Below are 19,602 nucleotides of genomic sequence, written 5' to 3' on the forward strand. Positions count from 1 at the left end.
CCAGCTGAGAGGCTGGACGGTGCACGTTGAGAAGTCGCTGCGAGACCATGCCCGGCTCAAGCCGGCCATCACGCTGCTGGACGGCAAGTTCGCCGAAATTGAGAAACACATCAACCCGGCGATTTTACCCAGACTCAAAACCGTCCCGTTCTGGCTTAATAAAGACCTGCGCAGCGGGGCGTGTTATCACCCGAATCCCGAATGGCTGGCGGCCAACGACCGTATGCCGGAGAAAGTCCGCAGTATCGAGATACAGAACATTCACCATTTTATCGATTGGGAAAAAACACAGCCGATGATGGTGTTGCACGAACTGGCCCACGCTTTCCACCACCAGGTACATGGTTTTCAAAATCCAGTGATTACGGCGGCGTATAAAAACATGCTTGCCAGCGGAAAATATGAAAAGGTGAGGCATGTCAACGGCAAGACCCAGAGGCATTATGGCCTCAATAACGAAAAAGAATACTTCGCCGAGTGTACGGAGGCCTACTTTGGTAAAAACGATTTTTTCCCCTTCACCCGTGCGGACTTAAAGCAGTTTGATCCACAAGGCTACGCGATGGTGGAGTCGCTCTGGAAAACAAGGTCAAAAGAACAACCAACCAACAACAAAGCTGTTCCAGCCCGCCCCTGATGAAATACACCGTAGCCGCAGGTTTCGCCATTCTCGCCATCCTCGCATGGCTGCTTCCCCGGCAGTCCGGCGGTGACCGGGCCAAGGATGAGGCAGCGGCGGTGTCGGCGGATGCCTATCAAACCGTCTGCTCTGCCTGCCATGGCGACCGCGGACAGGGAAACATGGACATCGGTGCTCCCTCGATCGCCTCCCTGCCAAGGTGGTATGTCGAAAAGCAGGTCGATAATTTCCGTAAGGGCCTGCGCGGGGACCACCCGGCCGATCATACGGGTCAGGCAATGCGCGCAGCGATCCTCGCTCTAACAGACAAGCGGATCGACGAGGCCCTCGACACGCTGGAGGCATTTCCCGTGGTGGAACATGAGCCGACCATCACTGCCGACCTTGAACGGGGTGCCCATCTCTACCGCGAGAACTGCATGGAGTGCCACCGCTTTAATGGTCGGGGTGAAATCTCCTTTGGCAGCTCACACCTCGCCGGTTTGCAGGACTGGTATCTACTCGCCCAATGGAATAAATTCAAGGCGGGCACACGCGGTTACCACCCGGAAGACGAGGATGGCGCAAAGATGCGCAAGGCGGCCGGCTATCTGTCCAACGACGACGAGGCCCGCGATGTCATCCTCTACATCTCCACCTTGTCAAAACAATATCCAGAGGATAAAAACACAAAAATCCAAACTCCAAAAACCAAAGAATAGACTGATGAAAACTTTACTGACCCTGTTTCTATCTTGCAGTGCATCCCTTGTTATCGGTGCGAATATCAAGCAGCCTAACATCATTCTCGTCATGTGTGATGACCTGGGTTGGGGGGATGTGGGGTTTAATGGCGGCACCACGATCAAGACGCCCCACCTCGATACCATGGCCAGTCAGTCGTTGGTATTTGACCGTTTCTACTCGGCCTCAGCCGTGTGCTCACCCACGCGTGGCAGTGTGGTCACCGGCAGGAATCCCTATCGTTACGGAATAGTCACCGCCAACAAAGGCCACATGAAGCCGGAGGAATTCACCATTTATGAAGCGTTAAAAACAGTGGGTTACCGCACTGGACACTTCGGGAAATGGCACCTCGGCACGCTTACCAAGACCGTCAAGGAATCCAACCGTGGTGGCCCGAAGGGAGTGAAGGATTATTCGCCACCGTGGGACAACGGTGTGGATGTCACCTTTGCCACCGAAGCCAAGGTCCCGACCTACGACCCGATGGACAAACCTGGTCCGAAAACACAGGGGGATTTTCGTAAGCCGTCAAAGCAAGGATGGTGGCCGGTCGGCGAAGATGCCGAACACGATGCCTATGGCACCCACTACTGGACCGGCCCCGGACAAATGGTTGATCCCAAGACACTCAAGGGCGACGACTCGAAAATCATCGTCGATCACGCCATTCCCTTCATCAAGGAAAATGCCCAAAACAAAAACCCCTTCCTCGCCGTCATCTGGCTGCACGCACCGCATCTTCCCGTTGTCGCTGGTAAAGAACACACCGACCTCTACCCGGATGCCGACGGCTTCCATGCAAACTACTACGGCTGTGTTTCCGCCATCGATGACCAGGTCGGCCGACTGCGTAAGACACTGCGTGATCTGGGTATCGCCGACAACACCCTGTTAGCCTTTACCAGTGACAACGGGCCGGAGGGTGATGCCAAATCGCCAGGCTCGGCTGCCGATTTCTCTGGCCGCAAACGCAGCCTCCATGAAGGTGGTATCCGGGTGCCCGGCCTGATCGAGTGGCCGGCTAAAATGAAAACTCCTACCCGCACTGATGTTCCAGCCGGAACGATGGACTACTTTTCCACCATCATGGCGATCACGGGATTCAAGATGCCCGATGCACGGCCACTCGACGGTATCAACCTTCTTCCGCTTCTCGATGGAACGATGAAAAAACGACCAGCACCCATCGGTTTCCTCTTTGGTAGCCAGTCCGCCTGGACCGATAACCAATACAAAATTTACAAAGGCAAAAAAGGCAAGGGTTGGGAACTTTATGACATCACCAAGGACCCGTCTGAAAAAAGCGACTTTGCCAAGACCAAGCCTGAAGTCCTTGCACAAATGACCAAGGCGTTTGGGGTGTGGAGTAAATCCGTCGACCACAGCGCCAGTGGCGGCGACTACAACAAGTAGGACAACTTGCGAAGTGGTCCTACTTTTTCCTGAAATCCATATCCATCAGCGATGGTTTGTCAGTCGGCTTGGGTGTGGGTTTCACAAATGTGGGAAAGGGTGCCTTCCTAACAGAAGGCATCACCGCGATACCCCAGATGATGCTGACAACCACCCAGCAAGCGGCGGCGTAGATGTGGTGGCTGACTCTGAGGGTGCTGTTGATGTGCACCATAAAGTCGGCCGATACCCGGGTGGCCATGCCAAACAGTAACAAGCCGACACACCAGATGACCGGTTTGACCCATTTCTGGAATTTGTCGCCCTGGCCACTGTGCCCGTAGATGACACGCGTCGCCACCATCATGGTAATCAGTCCGAAGCCACCGATGTAGAGCATGTGGTCGAGGGCGATTTTATTTTGCTCCAGGATGCCCGTGGCAACCATACCACCGAGAAGGCAGACGATGCCCGCGCGCAGCGACAGAGGCATGATGCCCTTGGCCTTTTTTCTCAATAACCAACCGCTTTCCTTGGTGATCCACACGCCGCAGAGTGCGACCCTGACCCAGGACATCATTTTTACCCCCCCATGCACTTCCACCCAGTAGGTGAAGATTAGAATCACCCCAAGCAGCGCGCTTTCAGCCGCTTTGGCCCGCCACTCTTTGCGCATCTGCGGATTGCCGAGCCGGGCGTGCCGATTGGTGGTTCCCAGGATCATTGGGAAAATAAAGCCACCCACACCTAACAAAGGAAACAGTATAAACGCCTGGTAGAGCAGCCGTTGCATGAATTGTGTCCAATGCATGTCAGCGGTGAACCCGAAGACCGCCGACCACGCAGCGCCGGCGATGCCGCAGAGCAGCCCCAGACCCGCAAGTGCCATTCCCGGGGGGGGGACCGCGTTGCCTTTCACCAGCCGGACCAGCATCAGCGCCACCGTCAGCGCCATCGTCACCGTAAACAGTCCGTCACCGGTACGGAGATGCCCCAGCGCGTGCGCGGTGCAGAAACTGATGAACAGCACCAGGATCAATAACATTTGCCAGACACGCAGAGGCTTGGCGTTGAGCATCTTCGGAAGTGCCGTGGTGAGAAATCCAATGGCAAAACCACCCACAAAACCCTCGATCATCAGTCGGGCGTGCGAGAACAGCGGGTAGTAGGAAAGCTGGCCCCAGTAAAACAATGGCCAAAGCATGACTCCGGTCACACTTGCCAACAAGGCAACGGGGAAAAAAATCCGGTAGGGCTCGGTCGCCGCCATCCGCAGCGCTCTTGACGTCTTGCTCATCATCTCGGAGGCAGCATAAAGAGAGTCACGCATAATTAAAGAAATTTTTTTCGTTAATTGCGCGGGTCCGGGCGTTCCGAGGGGTAGACCAGCCCCCACTGCGCGCGGCAGCGGTCGAGGGTCCTGATGTTGTCAAGGGTGGTGGCCAAGGGGATGACGGCGGATTCCAACCCACCGTTGCGCAGGCATTGCGCGACGGCTGCGGCCTCGTAGTTGATACCCCCACCGATGCGGTCGAAGTTGAGCGTTTGTTCGGGTCCGTCACCCACCTTGACGATGATCTGGTCCGGTTGCCAGAACATGTGGGGTATCCTGATGTGGCCCCCGGTGCCAAGGATCATCGCTTCGTGCCGTGGGTTGCCGGTGCGGACCGAGCTGGTCATCATCTCCATGGCACCACCTTCGTAACCGAAGATGGCGGACGACTGCTCATCGACTCCCGTTTCCCCGATGTGTGCCATGCTGCGGATTTGGTCCGGTTGTCGTTGGTAGACCATTCTGGCCAGGGCGACGTTATAGATCCCGACATCGAGCAGGGCGCCACCGCCGAGTTCCGGGGAAAACAGCCTGCCGTCTGGATTGTAGGCGGCCCGGAAGCAGAAGTTCGATTGGAGCAGCCGGATTTCACCGAGCGCACCCGAGGCGATGAGGGAGCGGACTTTCTCCATCGCCGGGAAAAAAAACGACCACACGGCCTCCATGAGAAACAGTCCCTTGGCGCGGGCTGCATGGATCATGCTTGTGGCCTCCGCTGCGTTCATGGCGAAGGGTTTTTCACAAAGCACGGCTTTACCTCCCTCAAGGGCGGTGAGGGTGTTGGCGCAGTGTGCCGTGTTAGGGGTGGCGATATAGACGATGTCGACCTCAGGGTTGGCGGCCAGCGCGGCGATGTCAGTGTGCCGGTGCTTGACTCCAAACTCGTCGCCAAAACGACCAGCTGAAGCCATCGTCCTCGATGCCACGGCAACCAGTTCCGAGTCGTCCAACAGCTTCAAGCCCAGCGCGAACTTATGGGCGATGTTACCCGTTCCGACAATTCCCCAGCGGATGATTTTGTTTTTTTGTCCAGTCATAATGTTCCAGGATGGATCTAGCGGAAAGTGTTGTCGTAGGCTAGGGCAGGCATCGTTGCCATGCGGAAAACAGCAGGCTTCAAGCCGTCGGCCTGCCGCTGATGTTCTGAAACGCGGAGAACACCTTTTCAGAAACGGTGATGGTGGCAAGCTTTGGAGAGCCCACATCGATGCGGACATACTTGTACCACAGGAACTGCTTCACCCGCGGATGGTTGAGTTCCTGCCAGGGGATGAACACCGGTTTGTGGCCCATCCGGAAAATAGGCCAGACCGCAAAATCGATTCCCGCTCCGCTGACGTGGATGGTCAGGCAGTTGTTATAGTTCGCCAGCCCCACCGACCCGCTTTGCATGTCGAACCGTTGCCCGGTCGGGGCAAGCGTCCTGGGAAACCGCGCCGCCATCCGGCCCCAGCCTCCTAATACCGAGATCATCCAGCAAACGAAACACCAGAAGCCGATAAAGGTGAGGATACCTCCCAGGGTGAAAACGAGGACAGAGACGTCTTCCCAGTCGATGGCAGCTGATTGCATAAGTCCATGTTAGCACATCGGCGCGCGCTGACCAGCACGCGATTCCGGAGGCAGTCTGCCCAAAGCCTTGCCCGGGGATTTTCTACGTCGCCACTTCCATCATTGGGCGGGTTCGAACACGGGGAAGCGACTTGCCGCTGGATTCAAGGTGCTCTATCACGTCTTTCACGACCTGGTTTAATTCCTGGAAAACAGTGACCGGATCATCACCATGAATTCCTGTGATCAAGTCTGGGCACTTGCCGATGTAACATTGATCTTCATCAGACCATTCCACCCACATATGGTATTTATCTATAGTCTTCATTGTTTGATTTTTTCAATCGCGTTCTTGACTTCCCTTTCTTGGTAATGCTTGGCATCCGCACCCTCTTTTCCGCTGAGGGTTACAGCTCCAGGAAACCTGTCGTGGACAAATTTACGGTGAGATCCTTTTCCTGCACCTGAAATTTGCTCAAACCCAGCTTTTTTCAGATCTTTGATCAGTTGGCGAATTTTGCGGGGCACACGGCGATAGTATAACCAATTGTTCAGCCGTGCAAGGTCACATTATTGGTCGTCCAGTGCGCCCTGGCATAGCCAATCCATACTGGGGGGCATGAACGAAGATGTTGGGTTTATAAACAATCGACCCAATCTTGGCTGCCTCCGGATGATGAGATCATTGCGATTGATGAAAGAGTATGGCCTGGATCGTGGATGCAAGTGAATGTTAATGACTGACCAGCACGCGATTCCGGAGGCAGTCTGCCCAAAGCCTTGCCCCGCCTCGTGCCTCCCATTGCCGGTTATGACAAGCTGGCTGGATGCGGGCTTGTTATCGGGAGGCTGTTTAGGTATTAAACCCTCCGGATGCTGGAAACGCAGGACAATGCTGTTGTAAGGAATGCCGATATCAGGTGGCGTGTGGGATTGCTTGCGCCCCAGGCATTCCACTTTTATTCCAGTGAGGTGGTATCCGGAATGAGTTCGGTTCGCCTTGAACCGGGGCAAGGTGTGATCCCCGTTGATCTGCTCTATCGGCGCGATGAAGATATTCCCGAGCTGTTAGCCGCTGCTAAACTCGATGGCATGATACTGGGCCTGGATCGGGGGCGCTATGATAAATATCGAAAATACCTACCCGATATTCCGATGGTGAATGTGCATCCGGATAACCTTGGTCCGACAATCCCAACGATCGCCATTGACCCTCAGGCACTGGCCCGGGCGACGGTTCGTTATTTCAAGAGTCTCGGGGTGCGCAATATCGCTACGGTCAGCACGGTGAATACCGAAGCCCAGAAACGGGTACTCCATCATATCAGGGAATGCATGGCGGATGGCGGTGGCGAGTTTGACAGCTTTACGGTGGGTGTCAGTGGCATCACCACCAGTTATCAAAACCGGCATGAATTACCTGTTGTGGAAGGCCTGGACGATTGGTTGTCGCGGCTTGCCCGGCCGACGGGGATACTTTCCAGTGGTGGTTATACGGCGATTACCGTGGTTCAAGCTGCCCGGCGCCTGGGGATCGGGATTCCGGATTCGCTGTCGGTTTTAAGCCGGTCGGATGATAATGTATGCCTGTTTGCAGATCCACCGATCAGCAGTTTTCGCAGTGTTGGCAGTGTGGTGGGCAAACTTGCCATTAAGCTGCTTACCAAGCATTTGAATGGGCATCCACTCCCGCAGGATGAGATTGGCTTGCCGGCGCCCACGGTGGTGGAGCGCTACTCCACAGGGGTTCCCCAAGGGACCGAATCCTCGCTTGCCATGGCCGTGCATTACATCCGCCAAAATGCGTTCAAGGGAATCACCGTCGAAGATGTGCTTGATGCCAGTCCGGGCCTTTCCCGGAGTCGGCTTTACCGCGGTTTTGAGGAGCAATTTGGCAACAGCCCTGCGCATGAAATCCTGCGTCTGCGGATCGAGGAGGCGAAGTACCTTCTTCGTTTTAGTGGAAAATCCCTCACCGAGATTTCCGAGCAATGTTCATTTAAGAACGTGGCCCATTTTTCCACAGTCTTTACCCGGGAAGAAGGGATGTCTCCCGGAAAGTGGAGAAAAAAGTCAGTGTAGCGCGTGCTGGGCTCGGGATGTCCGCCGTTGGGACAAATCGACAATAGAATGGAATGGTCATCATTCCATGTTTCAGCGAGTTTCTAGCCGCAGACGTTCCATGGCTTTTTACTCACGAAGAGGGTAGGTAGGCAGGTCTCGATGCATCCCTTTCCATGTATTACTTAAACAAACACTGTCGCACCCACTCGGATCAAGCATCAGCCGGGAGTTTTGCCATCCGGTCCCTCGTCCGGTCCCGTAACGATCGGTTGGCCGTAAAAGGCATATATGGTTTACTCCTCTGCGCCGCTCTCATGCAGGGTGCTTTTCCCGTTTACGGAGAGATACTCCCCTTGACCAACCAGAGCTTCGAGGATGACGCCATCGGCGGTAACGAATTCCTCAACACCACACCCTCCGGATGGCAGCGCAAGATGCCCGATGGCCGTATCGTCGGGTTGATCGGCGAGAACCGCACTCTGGTGGCCAACACTGCGGCCGGAACCACATGGGCCCACCTACAGACCACCTCGGGTGCTCCGGCGGACCCACCTGGTATTGGCCAGGCCATTGGCGCTTTGGCGGATGGAGTATTCAGCGATCCGTCTCAGTCGAAGCTGTGGATACACTGTCTGGCAAGTCGACGCCTCAACGAAACCACCGAAATCCATGTGACGGCCTCCGTTTACGCCGCACCCGCAGGAGCCACTGACTGGACCAGTGGCACCCTGATTGACTCGGTTACCGTAGCAACGAACCTGACCAATTTGACCGATGGTGATCCCGGGTCGGTCGCGGCCCTGGCATTCAAGCTGGATCTCGATCACGCCTCAGCCCAGGCGGCGCACCCTGGCGGAAACTACTGGATTGTCCTCAGCAATACGATGCACAGTGCCGGGCAGCTTCAGCTCGACTGGATAAACGCCCAGACGGGTGACACCACCGATCCTGGCCCGATTGATTTTCCTCCCGATCCTCCCATCTCGGCGGCTGACCTTGTTCACGGGAATCTGATCCTTCTGAACGACAACGGCGGCTGGTGTTGGTACCAGGACGAACGGGCACTGGTCGACCGCGATAGCGGCGACCTCGTGATCGCCTCTGTTGCGAATTACCTTGGCTATGGAGGCGAGCCACGCGACGGAGACATGGATGTCACCACCTTTTCACAGACGACCGGCAAACGCACGCTGGTGACACTGGGGACCGTTCCGACGCTCAACAAGGGCGACGATCACAATGTGGCCGCTCTCTGGCAGCGCCCCGACGGAAGGTATCTGGCCAAGCACACCGGCCACAACTACGGAGCAGGTTACAACGATACCGTGGACTGGGGCGACGACAACGTGCCCAGAAGTTTCTGGAGGATCACCACCAACCCGAATGATGGTAGTTCCTGGGAGGCTGAACAGGCGTTCACCTGGCCGGAGAATGGCTCGGGTGATGATGACGTCACCTACACCAACATGCACTTCATGTCCGCTGAGGGCACTGGCCAGGGACGGTTGTACAATATCGCCCGAGCCGACGACCGCACCCCGCACATCGCTTACTCGGACGACCAGGGTGCCACTTGGACCTATGGTGGTAAACTCTCGACCACCACGACAGGAAACAGCTACTCGAATGGTTACTTCGTATTCTCGGGCAATGGGGTCGACCGCATCGACTTCATGTGTACCGAGCACCACCCGTACGACTACAACAACAGCATCTATCACGGCTACATTCAGGGAGGGAAGTCATACGATTCCTTCGGCAACGTCGTCGACGCCAACATCTTCGACCAGAGCGCGCCGGCCCCGCAGAATTTCACGCCGGTCTGGACGACGTCAGCGGTAAGTTCCACCTCCCTCCATCACGCCTGGACGATGGAGCTCGAGTGGATCAACGGCACCCCGTATGGGCTCTTCACCACGCGCTACGGCACGGCGGCCACTGGCGGGCAATCCGGTGACGCCGACCACCGCTTGTTCTACGCCCGCTTCGACGGGGTGGCCTGGCAAACCACCCAGCTATGCAAAATGGGCGACGGCCTGCATGCCGGCCAGAACGACTACACGGGGCTCGGCTCGATCCACCCGAACGATCCATCGACCATCTACATCTCCTCTGAATTTGATCCCCGCGATGATACGGCGCTGCCGAAACATGAGATTTTCAAAGGTGTCACCAACGACCAGGGTGCGAGCTGGTCGTGGACCCCGGTCACCGAAAACTCAACCGTCGAGAACCTGCGCCCGATTGTTCCAAGATGGCAGGACGGGTATACCGCCGTGCTCTGGCTGCGCGGCCGCTATCCTCACCAGCGCGACTATGACGAGTCACCGGTCGGTATCATCGATCGGCCGGACCAAGAAGTCGGAATGGTCACCTACCACGATGCCAGTCAAACTAACACCACCCTCGCCAACGGCTCGCCCCTGACTTTCACCGGCCCGGATAGCAACGATGGCTCCGCCGACGGTCAATGGCACCTGCACACGGGCCTCGGCAATGGCACCACCGCCTACACGGCCAATGAAAGCGGCAGCGAAAACGCACCCGCCATCAAGACCACCCTCACCGGTCTGGCAGACGGCAGCTATGATGTTTTTGCCTACTTCTGGTCGATGCCGGGTGACGACTGGCGAACCCGGGCCGGGTTTTCGACCTCCGACATGCTCGTGTTCCGTCGCTACTCGTGCCAGCAAGCCGAGACATCGCAGTTTGATGCCCCGGTCACGGTGCGCGACGACCAACAAGCCCTCTACCGCGCCTACATCGGCCGCCGGGTGGTCAGTGCAGGCAGTGCGATCACCGTGTATGTCGATGATTTTGATGGTGCTGCCGCAGCGGGCACCGAGCGCAGTGTTTATGATGGTCTCGGTGTGGCTCCTGTGCTTCCCGTGCTCCATGTCGCGGCGGGGGAGACCGTCACCTTGTCGTCCGCTGACGGCCCTTTTGCCTCCATCCATAACGAAGGCACACTCATCGTCAAGGGAAGCGCCGATCTGTCCGTGTCGGGTTCATTCACCAATGACGGCCTGCTTGATCTGTTGGTTTACAATGGCGCCGTGCCATCAGGTCTGGTGAACCATGGCAGTGTGCTGGATGCAACCAATGCCGATCTGACCGTTGCCATTACCCTGCAAGAGGAAGGGCATACCGTCACCCTGGGCGGTTATGCCGGACACAGCTACCAACTTCAGTCGTCGACGTCCCTTATGCCCGGCAGCTGGGAGGATGTGGGTGATCCGGTGGCGGGCACCGGAGTCAATGGCCATGCCGAGCCCATCGAGATCCCGCAACCGAATCCTGCAACAGCGTTGTTTTACCGCTTTGTCATCGATTAGCGGATATCCGATCCTCCGACCTGCCTTGTGAATATGAATCTGTTTTTCCAAACTCAATCTTCCGCACTGATCATGATTGCCACATTGACCATGGGGGGCATTAGCCCGGCCGGTGAACCGTTGACTCCATCACCCCAGGTCATCGGCAAAAAGCTGGTTGATAATTTTCTCGCCAGGGATCTTTGGTACATGGGTAGGCATGGGCTGGCCTATCCAGAGGCTTGCACCGCCCTCGGAGCCCTGGATTATGCACAGCTGACCAAGGATGATTCGCTCACGAAAAAGATCAAAAACCGATACCGCGCGTTTCTAACAGGAGATGATCCTCAAATCCTTCCGCGCCACCAGCATGTGGATATTTCTGTGAGTGGCGCCTTGCTTCTGCGCATCTACAGAAATACGGGCGACAAGGCCTACTTGCAGGCCGGACTCGTTGAGTTTGCGGATAAAACCTGGGCAAAGCCAAATGCAGAGGGTCTAACGCCGATCCGGCGCTGGTGGATTGATGATATGTACATGCTCACCATACTTCAGGCGGAGGCGTTCCGGGTGACGAACAATGCCAGGTATGCGGATCGCACAGCGCGTCTGATGTCGAGCTACATCGTCAAGCTGGCGCAAGCGGATGGTCTCTATTTTCATGCCGACAATGTCCCGATCCGTTGGGGGAGAGGAAACGGGTGGACGGCCGCAGGCATGGCCGAAGCCCTGGATGTGATCCCGCCGGAGGACCCGAACTACCAGACCGTGCTCACCGGTTATCAGCGGATGATGAAGAGCTTGCTCGATTGCCAGGCCGAAAGCGGCTTGTGGAGGCAGGTGTTGGATAAACCCGGGTTTTGGGAGGAAACTTCTGGCAGCGCGATGTTTGCTTTTGCCATGGCACGCGGAATCCGCCGTGGCTGGCTCAATGAAGCCGAGTATCAGCCCGCCGTAAACAAGGCTTGGAAAGCTCTCGTTGGCCAGATGGACGACAAGGCGAACCTTCAACTCGTTTGTGAGGGGACCAACAAAGAAAATGCGCTCGATCACTATATGAAACGGAAAAAAATCACCGGTGACCTCCACGGTCAGGCCCCCATGCTTTGGTTGGTGGCAGAGCTGATGCTCACGCAAAACAACCATGATGGAGGCCAGGGTGAGCCGTGATGGATTTTGAGTGCGATCCGGGACTCGGGTGATAAAATGGCTGGAGTGAAACAAATCGACAATAGAATAAGATCGCGGAAAGTTAGAATTTCAGCGAGAAGTGGGTTGGAATAGTTCCAACACGAACTGAGCCGGAGGCTGATCGAACGCATGAAAGCACTTACTATTTTCCTGAGAAGCATAGGTTGTATCCTGTTATGGCAGTGTCTAGCGACCTCTGCCGCCCAGGCGGTGGATTTATTTGTAGACCCCACCCGTGGTGACGACAAGCAATCGGGGGAAAGTGTGCAGCAGGCATTCAGAACCATCGAGGGTGCCCGTGACCACATCCGCAGGCATCAGCTGAATCAGCATTTGCAGGAGGACCTGGTGGTGCATCTGCGTGGTGGCCGGTATGCGCTTGCGAAAACGCTCGAGTTTACCGAGCAGGATTCCGGCTCCAACGGACACCGCGTTGTCTATCAGAATTATCAAAATGAAACACCCGTGCTCTGTGGCGGCGAGCCGATCACGGGGTGGAAAAAAGTGCCCGGCAAACCCTACTACGAGGCAGACGCAACCAAGGCATTGGCTCGCGCAGGATACTTCCGCCAGCTCTATGTGGATGGTGTCCGTGCCCAACGCGCGCGGTCGCATACCTATCTACAGAACACCCGCAAGCAGTGGTGGGACGATCCATCCACACCCGAGCCGTATGACGGGTTTTATATCAAGGCGAAGGACTACGCGCAGGTGAAGGACATGCGTGTGCTATACACCAAGGTGTTCAAGGTCGGCTATATGCCGGTTGACTCGATTCTTCCGTCGGACCAGGAGGGTGAGATGATTGTCAAGATGCAGCAGCCGGATTTTGGAATCTGGATGACCTGGGGCGATGTGAAGCGGAACCCGAAGTTTGAGTACATGATACTCAACGCCATGGAGGAACTCGATGAGCCGGGGGAGTGGTATGTGAACCGGAGCACAAAGAAAATCTACTACTACCCGGCAACAGCCCGGCAGGATATGGCTAAGGCTGTTAGTTTTGTGCCGGCGACTGAATTTTTACTGACCATCCGCGGTAAGAAGGGCGCGAAGGTGCACGATATCGAGTTCAAGGGTCTGAGTTTTCAATACGGCAACTGGAAGGCTCCGGAAAAACGTTTCCTCGGCCGGACCCAGGCGGAGATCGATGAGATGTACAAGAGCGAGATTCCCGGCCAGATCATCATTGATCATGCCGACCGCATTGTCATCCGTGACAGTCGGATTACCCATATGGCCTCCGTCGGTATCCAGCCCTACGAGGCCTGCAATGACATCCTCATCGAGGGGAACGTGTTTTACGATCTCACCGCCGCCGGTGTGAGTGTCGGGCGGTGGTATCTGAACAAGAAGGACTGTCCACCCGAGACAATCTGTCGCAACACCATGGTAAGAAACAACATCGTGCGCAACACCGGCCGCGATTATGAACAGGCCACGGGGCTGAATGTGTTCACTGCCTACGCCTGTAAATTTCACCACAACGATGTCTCCGACACCTCGTACACGGGTATCCACGCCCGCATCGGCGACTCTGGCTCGGTCCGTAAGGACATCGGCGCCATCGAATACAAATTCAACAAGGTGTCACGCTCCCAGACAGCGGGGCGCTATGGGATGGACGACGGTGGTCACCTCTACCTTCACGGCGTCTACCCCGGCAGCGTGGTCGAGGGAAACTACTCGCTCTACCACAGCACCAAGGGGCACGGCTGGGAGTTTTACAGCGACAACTGGTCGCATACCATCCACTGGCTCAACAATGTCAGTCGATACAGCATCCACCCTAAGCCGGTCTGCTGGAACTGGCACGGTGGCTCCAAGGGGGTTGTCTATGAGAACACCTGGGCCGAAAAGGGGAACCTGGTCGGCAAGACCACCGCTGGCCGCGCCAAGCTCATCAACTACGTGCAGGTGAAAGACGACAAGTGGCCCGAGGCGGCCGTCGCCGTCATGGAGAATGCCGGGCTGCAGCCGCCCTACCGTCACCTGCTCGACACGATATACGGACACAAGAGCCTCACTGAAGGTCGGCCTGTTAGATCATCATCCTCGCTCGATGCGCAGCATGGGCCGGAGGCTGCGGTTGACCGCAACTGGGACAGCTTCTGGCACACAAGGATCGGTGGCGACGGCGAGGGCTGGTTGTCCGTTGACCTGGGTGAGCCATTCATGATCCAGCGACTGGAGATTCTGCCGCGCCAGGACATGTTCCAGATCCACGCCCGCAAGGACTTTGAGATCCAGGGCTCCAACGATCGCGATTTCAAAACCTACACAGTGCTCGCCGAGGTCAATGAGCTGCATTGGTATCACGGCGTGCAGAGACACCCTTCCAACTTATGGGAGCGATACCTCGATCCTGTGGAGGGGTATCGTTATCTGCGTGTGAAGGCCGGAAACACAATGGGTGCCTTTAATCTGGCCGAGTTTAACGCGTTTGGCTACCCGGCCACCAAGAAAAATTAGAAATCATGCCTGCAACAAATCATCACTGTCAGCTCGGGTTGAGACTCGATTATGTGCATCATAATCCGGGTGAAGAGCGCGCCGAAAGCCAGTACCTTGATCCGGCCTATCTTGATGCACTCGGATACACCGGCCAGGTCTCTGACCGTCATGTCCAGGCAGCTGTTAGCCTGGAGTCTTACTTACCCGATCTCTGGAAGGATGATCCGGAAACCCGGGATTGGATCACGTCGTACGCCGATCGTATCCGCACGGAATTCCAGCGGACCAAGAAGGCCGGTCTGGCTTGTTTTGCGTGGACGGATTTTGTCGTGCTTCCCAAGAGCCTGCTGGAGCGTTTTGCGGATGAACTCACCCTGGATGTGGAGATTGATGACCCCTTCGATGTCAAGGGCAAGGTGAGGCCCAATATCAAAAGCACCTTCACCCAGGAGGTGCTGAGGGCCCAGATCCGCGAAATCTTTGCCACCTTTCCCGAGTTGGACGGCCTGGTCGTCAGGGTGGGGGAGACCTACCTGCACAACCTGCCGCACCACACAGGCGGGGACCCGATCGTCCATGGTCCGGAAAGCCATGTCGATCTGCTCACATTGATGCGCGAGGAAATTTGTGAGAAACTTGGAAAAACACTGGTCTACCGCACCTGGATGAGCGGCATCGACGAGCTCGCGGAGCCGTATTTGGAGGCGACCAACCAGGTGAAACCCCACCCCAATCTCTACTTCGTCATCAAACACTGTATTGGTGATTTCCATCGGACCCACCGGTTCAGCCCTCCATTGGGAACAGGCAAACACCAGCAGCTGATAGAAATCCAGTGCCAGCGTGAATACGAAGGCAAAGGGGCGTTTCCCAACTTCATCGCCGCTGGAGTGATCGATGGGTTTGAAGAATATGATAACCTCATGCCAGCCGGGGAAATACGCAGTGTCAGGGAGCTCGTCGGTCTTCCCCAGACGGCAGGCATATTGACCTGGTCGCGGGGCGGTGGCTGGCAAGGTCCCTACATCAAGGATGAGTTGTGGTGTGATATCAACGCCCGCGTCCTGACCATGTGGGCGCAGAATCCAGAGCTGCCGACAGATGATATCGTCGACCGGGTGCTGCGCGACCTCAAGTTTTCTGATCGGGACCGGCCGAAAATGAAAGAGATCCTGGATCTCTCTGCCAAAGCAATTGTTAGAGGTGTCACTGGGACTCGTGGTGACATCGATACGCTCTGGACCCGCGATGAGTATTTCGGTGGTTTTGAGGCGGGGTCGCCATTTATGACGCGTGCGGTGGAGTCTGTGCTGGCAGGAAACCAGGTGCAGGCAACATTGGCGGAAATGGCCGAGGCAGTGGCAATTTGGAAACAGATCGAAACTCTGTCGATGACACTTGAGCATGCGGACGCGCAGCGCCTGGCATTCATCCGGACATCCTGCTCATACGGTCGGATCTATCAGGAGATTGTATACGCAGGGTGGACGGTGATATTGTTAGGCGAGCAGGGTGTGCGCTCCGGGGAGTTTGATGTATCGGGTATGCGTCAAGCGATTGAAAGCTACCAGCGTGGTTGGGAAAACTGGAACAAGCTTTCACAGAGGCCTGAATGCTCGACACTTTACCAGGATACCTACTGCCACTACGTAGCCGACAAGGGCATGATCCCAGCCGACGGTATGGGCACTTCGGTGTCGCGGTATGCGAAACTCATCCCTCAACGAGTCGATCGGCCATCCCTTGGCCACCGTTCCTAGCCATCAATCCGCACGATCAATCAATGCCATATTCATACATAGCCGTTCTAGGTCTTTCCCCTCTCGATCTCATTGTTATTATCGCTTATTTCGTCGCGATGATTGGCATTGGGATCTGGTCCATGCGACGGATCAAGAGCCAGGAGGATTTCTTTCTCGGTGGTCGCCGGTTTGGCAGGCTGATCCAGGTGTTTGCCAACTTTGGCCAGGCAACGTCATCGGATACGGGGCCGACTGTGGCGACCACCACCTATAACAATGGTGGCGCCGGTGTGTGGTCGGCGTTGATGATGTTGTTTGCCACCCCCTTCTTCTGGTTTACCTCGGTGTGGTACCGGCGCATGCGGACGGTGACGCTGGGTGATTATTATGCCGAGCGTTTCAACTCCAAGGTGATCGGCGGTATTTATGCCCTGCTCATGGGCGTGGGGCTCTGCGTTCTGTTATCGTTGGCATTCATCATGATGAACAAAACGGTGCAGGCGATGACACCGAAGGATCAGGCGGATCTAACATCCTCCGAAAAAGTGGAATACGCCCAGGCCGTGCGGATGAACGACCTGCAAAGCCGCGACTACCATTCGCTGACACCGGTGGAGGTGGATGAGTTGAGGCAGTTGCAAATTGAAAAACCAAGGTTGCAGTTTTCCTACATCAATTCATCGCTACTGATCTGGTCGATCGTTATTGTCGTCTGTCTCTACGCCGTCACCGGAGGCTTGGAGGCGGCGTTTATCAGTGACATGATCCAGGGGGTATTCATCCTGATCCTATCAGTGATGCTCATTCCGTTTGCTGTGAATATGGTGAATGACCGCTTTGGTGGTTCGGGCGTGATGGATGCATTCAGGACCCTGCACGTACAAAAATCCGAGTCGTTTTTCGAGATTTTCGGCTCTCCCGCAGCGGCGGATTTCACCTGGTATTACATCGCGGCCATCGCGGTGATGGGATTGATCAACTCGGGGGCGCAGGCCAATACCTTTGTGACACCCAGTTCGTCGAAAGATGAATACTCCGCCCGTTTCGGCATGACCTTTGGGATTTACCTGAAACGTGGAACCACGGTGCTCTGGGGCGTCACCTCCCTGTTCGCCGTTCTCTTGTTTGCCAGTGATATCACCGATCCCGATTTGCTCTGGGGCTACGCATCGCTGAAGCTTCTGGCTCCTGTGGGCATGGGCCTGGTCGGTCTGATGATCGCGGCACTGATGGCCGCACTGATGTCGACGGCGGATATGTTTATGATCACCGCCTCGAGCCTCTTTACCCACAATATTTACAGACCCTTGTTTCCTGCCAGATCGAGCAAGCATTACGTCAATGCCGGTCGGGTTTTCGGTGTGCTGGTGCTGATTGGCGCCGCGTTTTTTTCCCTCCTCAATGACAGTGTGTTAGGGATGCTGAAACTTTGGTGGGAGTTTGGCGGGCTCTTTGCCGCCGCCATGTGGTTGGGTATCCTGTGGAAGAAGACGAGTCGGCGCGCCGTGTATTTTCAAATTGGCACCTGCCTGTTACTCTATTTCTTGATCCCGATGCTGCTGCCGGCGCTCGCACCAGGTGTGCGCAGCCACCCGGAGATGCTGAAAACGACAGAGGCCAGGGTCATCACTTCCGACTACAAACGTGCGACCCAGGAGGATGTGGATGCCCGTAACCAGGAAATTGAATCGTTCCGGTCACTGACACCGACCGAGCGGGCCGGCCGCGTTGCCCCGGTTCCCGTCGAGCTCGGCCAGCCATGGTCGAAGACCACCGTGCTGCCTGCAAAATCCATTTTCTGGACCAAGGGGCTGGTGGTGATGAAGGATGAAAACGGGGAAGTGCTCAAAGACGTCGGTGGCAAGGTGCGCTACCAGGGGCAGGGCATGTTGAACGTCTTTTTGTACGCGGTCGATGCTCTGGGATTTGACCTTTCCAAAAATACCTACTCGGAAAACGAAACCATCCGCGTCGCGATCCGGGTGGTTTTCCCGTTTTTGATCCTGGTGGGGGTGAGCCTGCTAACCCGCCGCTCCAAGGAGGAGATTCAAGCCGCCGACCGTCTGGCTGCGCGGATGTTAACCCCTCTGGCCCAAACCCCCGAGGAGGACGAAAAAGAAGTCGAACTCTCCCATGCCCGTCCTGGCCGGTTTGATCACACCAAGGTCTTCGGGCCGGAGTCGTCCTGGCAGTGGGCAAAGTGGAACCGACAGGACACCGTCGGTTTCATCCTCAATATCTTGACAGTGATCGCCATCATCTGGGCACTGACATTCTGTTTTGGCCTGGGTGGGTGATGATCATGTTTGCCTCAGGCCCCATCCGCAGGGACGTAAAAACAGCATGGTGACGATCGAGCTGCACGATGTGCGGGACAAATAGACAATACTTTGAAATGGTGGGTAATGCTGCGACCTGCCAGTCTTCCCCTTGGGTAGATTCCGAGCCCATCGGGCTGAGGGGATCTGCCTTCACATTGACAATACATACCACACCTGGAAAATGAAACAAATACTCACACTCATCACGTCAGCTCTCGCCGTCGGCGGGGCTCAGGCCGCCATCATCGCCACTGACAACGCATCGACCGCGCCAACGCTCGGGGGCAACGTCATCGGCTACAACGGTGCAGCAAGCGCACGCTTCGGTTGGGATGCCAGCGAGTCATTCACCCAGTCATTCACAGTTTCGGGCGCTGGCACACTTGACACTATCTATTTAGGCTACAATGCCTTCGATAATGGCGAAACCCTGACATTTGATTTGTCGGTCAACGGCAACCTGGTGGAAACCGGTATCATTCTCGATGGTGACAACTTCAGTGGCTCCTCCGGCACCGATGGAGGAAGCACTCCGGTCTACTGGATGAAGTTGGATCTTTCCGCTGAGAATATCCCGGTGAGCGCGGGCTCAAACAACTTCACGATGGCTGCGACGAGCGACACCGGTGCGGGTTATGCCCTGGCGCCGCTCTATAACAGCAATACCAGCTCTTACACTGGCGGTGCTATGAACCTATCCTTCTCCGTCACCACTGGAGATCTCCTTTTCGCCGTAGCGACCACTCCTGTCCCCGAGCCTTCATCATCAGCCCTTCTCGGCCTTGGCGGTCTGGCGCTCATCCTGCGCCGCCGCAAGGGTTAAGGAGGACAGCTCCATCATCGCAGGCAATCAATCATCTTCTGTAGAATCAGA

General features: G+C 56.1%; 15 protein-coding genes. 10 read left to right on the forward strand and 5 right to left on the reverse strand.

What is annotated here, in order from left to right:
• Positions 1 to 19 precede the first annotated feature (19 nt).
• Genes H7A51_14425 through H7A51_14435 form a run of 3 tightly spaced genes read left to right on the forward strand, consistent with a single transcriptional unit; the run spans position 20 to position 2,779 of the window.
• Positions 20 to 637: a metallopeptidase gene (locus H7A51_14425; GenBank protein ID MCP5537414.1), complete on the forward strand. Its 618-nt coding sequence runs from the start codon at positions 20 to 22 to the stop codon at positions 635 to 637.
• Positions 637 to 1,341, forward strand: a complete 705-nt coding sequence (locus H7A51_14430) for a c-type cytochrome (protein ID MCP5537415.1) — start codon at positions 637 to 639, stop codon at positions 1,339 to 1,341. Before H7A51_14425 ends, H7A51_14430 begins: the two co-directional genes overlap by 1 nt.
• Positions 1,342 to 1,345: 4 nt before the next feature.
• The gene (locus H7A51_14435; GenBank protein MCP5537416.1) at positions 1,346 to 2,779 is read left to right on the forward strand and encodes a sulfatase-like hydrolase/transferase; all 1,434 of its coding nucleotides are present in this window, start codon (positions 1,346 to 1,348) and stop codon (positions 2,777 to 2,779) included.
• Between the two features lie 19 nt (positions 2,780 to 2,798).
• Here H7A51_14435 and H7A51_14440 read toward each other — a convergent pair whose 3' ends face one another.
• The 5 genes from H7A51_14440 to H7A51_14460 form a co-directional block, all read right to left on the reverse strand.
• Entirely contained in the window at positions 2,799 to 4,088 is a 1,290-nt protein-coding gene (locus H7A51_14440) for an NnrS family protein (GenBank protein ID MCP5537417.1), read from the reverse strand.
• A 20-nt stretch (positions 4,089 to 4,108) separates the two neighbouring features.
• The gene (locus H7A51_14445) at positions 4,109 to 5,128 is read right to left on the reverse strand and encodes a Gfo/Idh/MocA family oxidoreductase (GenBank protein MCP5537418.1); all 1,020 of its coding nucleotides are present in this window, start codon (positions 5,126 to 5,128) and stop codon (positions 4,109 to 4,111) included.
• Positions 5,129 to 5,207: 79 nt separating this feature from the next.
• Positions 5,208 to 5,663 (reverse strand): hypothetical protein, encoded by a 456-nt coding sequence (locus H7A51_14450; protein MCP5537419.1) that lies wholly within the window; start codon positions 5,661 to 5,663, stop codon positions 5,208 to 5,210.
• 82 nt (positions 5,664 to 5,745) lie between these two features.
• Positions 5,746 to 5,970 carry a pilus assembly protein HicB gene (locus H7A51_14455; GenBank protein ID MCP5537420.1) on the reverse strand — a complete coding sequence of 75 codons (225 nt, stop codon included), beginning with the start codon at positions 5,968 to 5,970 and terminating at the stop codon, positions 5,746 to 5,748.
• Positions 5,967 to 6,170 carry a type II toxin-antitoxin system HicA family toxin gene (locus H7A51_14460; GenBank protein ID MCP5537421.1) on the reverse strand — a complete coding sequence of 68 codons (204 nt, stop codon included), beginning with the start codon at positions 6,168 to 6,170 and terminating at the stop codon, positions 5,967 to 5,969. The genes H7A51_14455 and H7A51_14460 overlap by 4 nt, the downstream gene beginning before the upstream one ends.
• A gap of 345 nt (positions 6,171 to 6,515) precedes the next feature.
• Between H7A51_14460 and H7A51_14465 the strand changes: the two genes are divergently transcribed.
• The 7 genes from H7A51_14465 to H7A51_14495 all read left to right on the forward strand — a co-directional run bounded on the left by H7A51_14465 (position 6,516) and on the right by H7A51_14495 (position 19,551).
• Entirely contained in the window at positions 6,516 to 7,724 is a 1,209-nt protein-coding gene (locus H7A51_14465; GenBank protein ID MCP5537422.1) for a substrate-binding domain-containing protein, read from the forward strand.
• A gap of 296 nt (positions 7,725 to 8,020) precedes the next feature.
• Positions 8,021 to 11,041 (forward strand): hypothetical protein, encoded by a 3,021-nt coding sequence (locus H7A51_14470; protein ID MCP5537423.1) that lies wholly within the window; start codon positions 8,021 to 8,023, stop codon positions 11,039 to 11,041.
• A gap of 72 nt (positions 11,042 to 11,113) precedes the next feature.
• Positions 11,114 to 12,190 (forward strand): glycoside hydrolase family 88 protein, encoded by a 1,077-nt coding sequence (locus tag H7A51_14475; GenBank protein ID MCP5537424.1) that lies wholly within the window; start codon positions 11,114 to 11,116, stop codon positions 12,188 to 12,190.
• 150 nt (positions 12,191 to 12,340) lie between these two features.
• Entirely contained in the window at positions 12,341 to 14,683 is a 2,343-nt protein-coding gene (locus H7A51_14480) for a discoidin domain-containing protein (GenBank protein ID MCP5537425.1), read from the forward strand.
• 5 nt (positions 14,684 to 14,688) lie between these two features.
• Positions 14,689 to 16,425, forward strand: a complete 1,737-nt coding sequence (locus tag H7A51_14485) for a hypothetical protein (protein ID MCP5537426.1) — start codon at positions 14,689 to 14,691, stop codon at positions 16,423 to 16,425.
• 23 nt (positions 16,426 to 16,448) lie between these two features.
• Complete coding sequence (locus H7A51_14490; protein ID MCP5537427.1) at positions 16,449 to 18,704, forward strand: sodium:solute symporter family protein; 2,256 nt, start codon at positions 16,449 to 16,451, stop codon at positions 18,702 to 18,704.
• A 205-nt stretch (positions 18,705 to 18,909) separates the two neighbouring features.
• The gene (locus tag H7A51_14495) at positions 18,910 to 19,551 is read left to right on the forward strand and encodes a PEP-CTERM sorting domain-containing protein (GenBank protein MCP5537428.1); all 642 of its coding nucleotides are present in this window, start codon (positions 18,910 to 18,912) and stop codon (positions 19,549 to 19,551) included.
• Positions 19,552 to 19,602: the final 51 nt, after the last annotated feature.

It is taken from the genome of Akkermansiaceae bacterium, assembly GCA_024233115.1.
Lineage (GTDB): Bacteria > Verrucomicrobiota > Verrucomicrobiia > Verrucomicrobiales > Akkermansiaceae > Oceaniferula.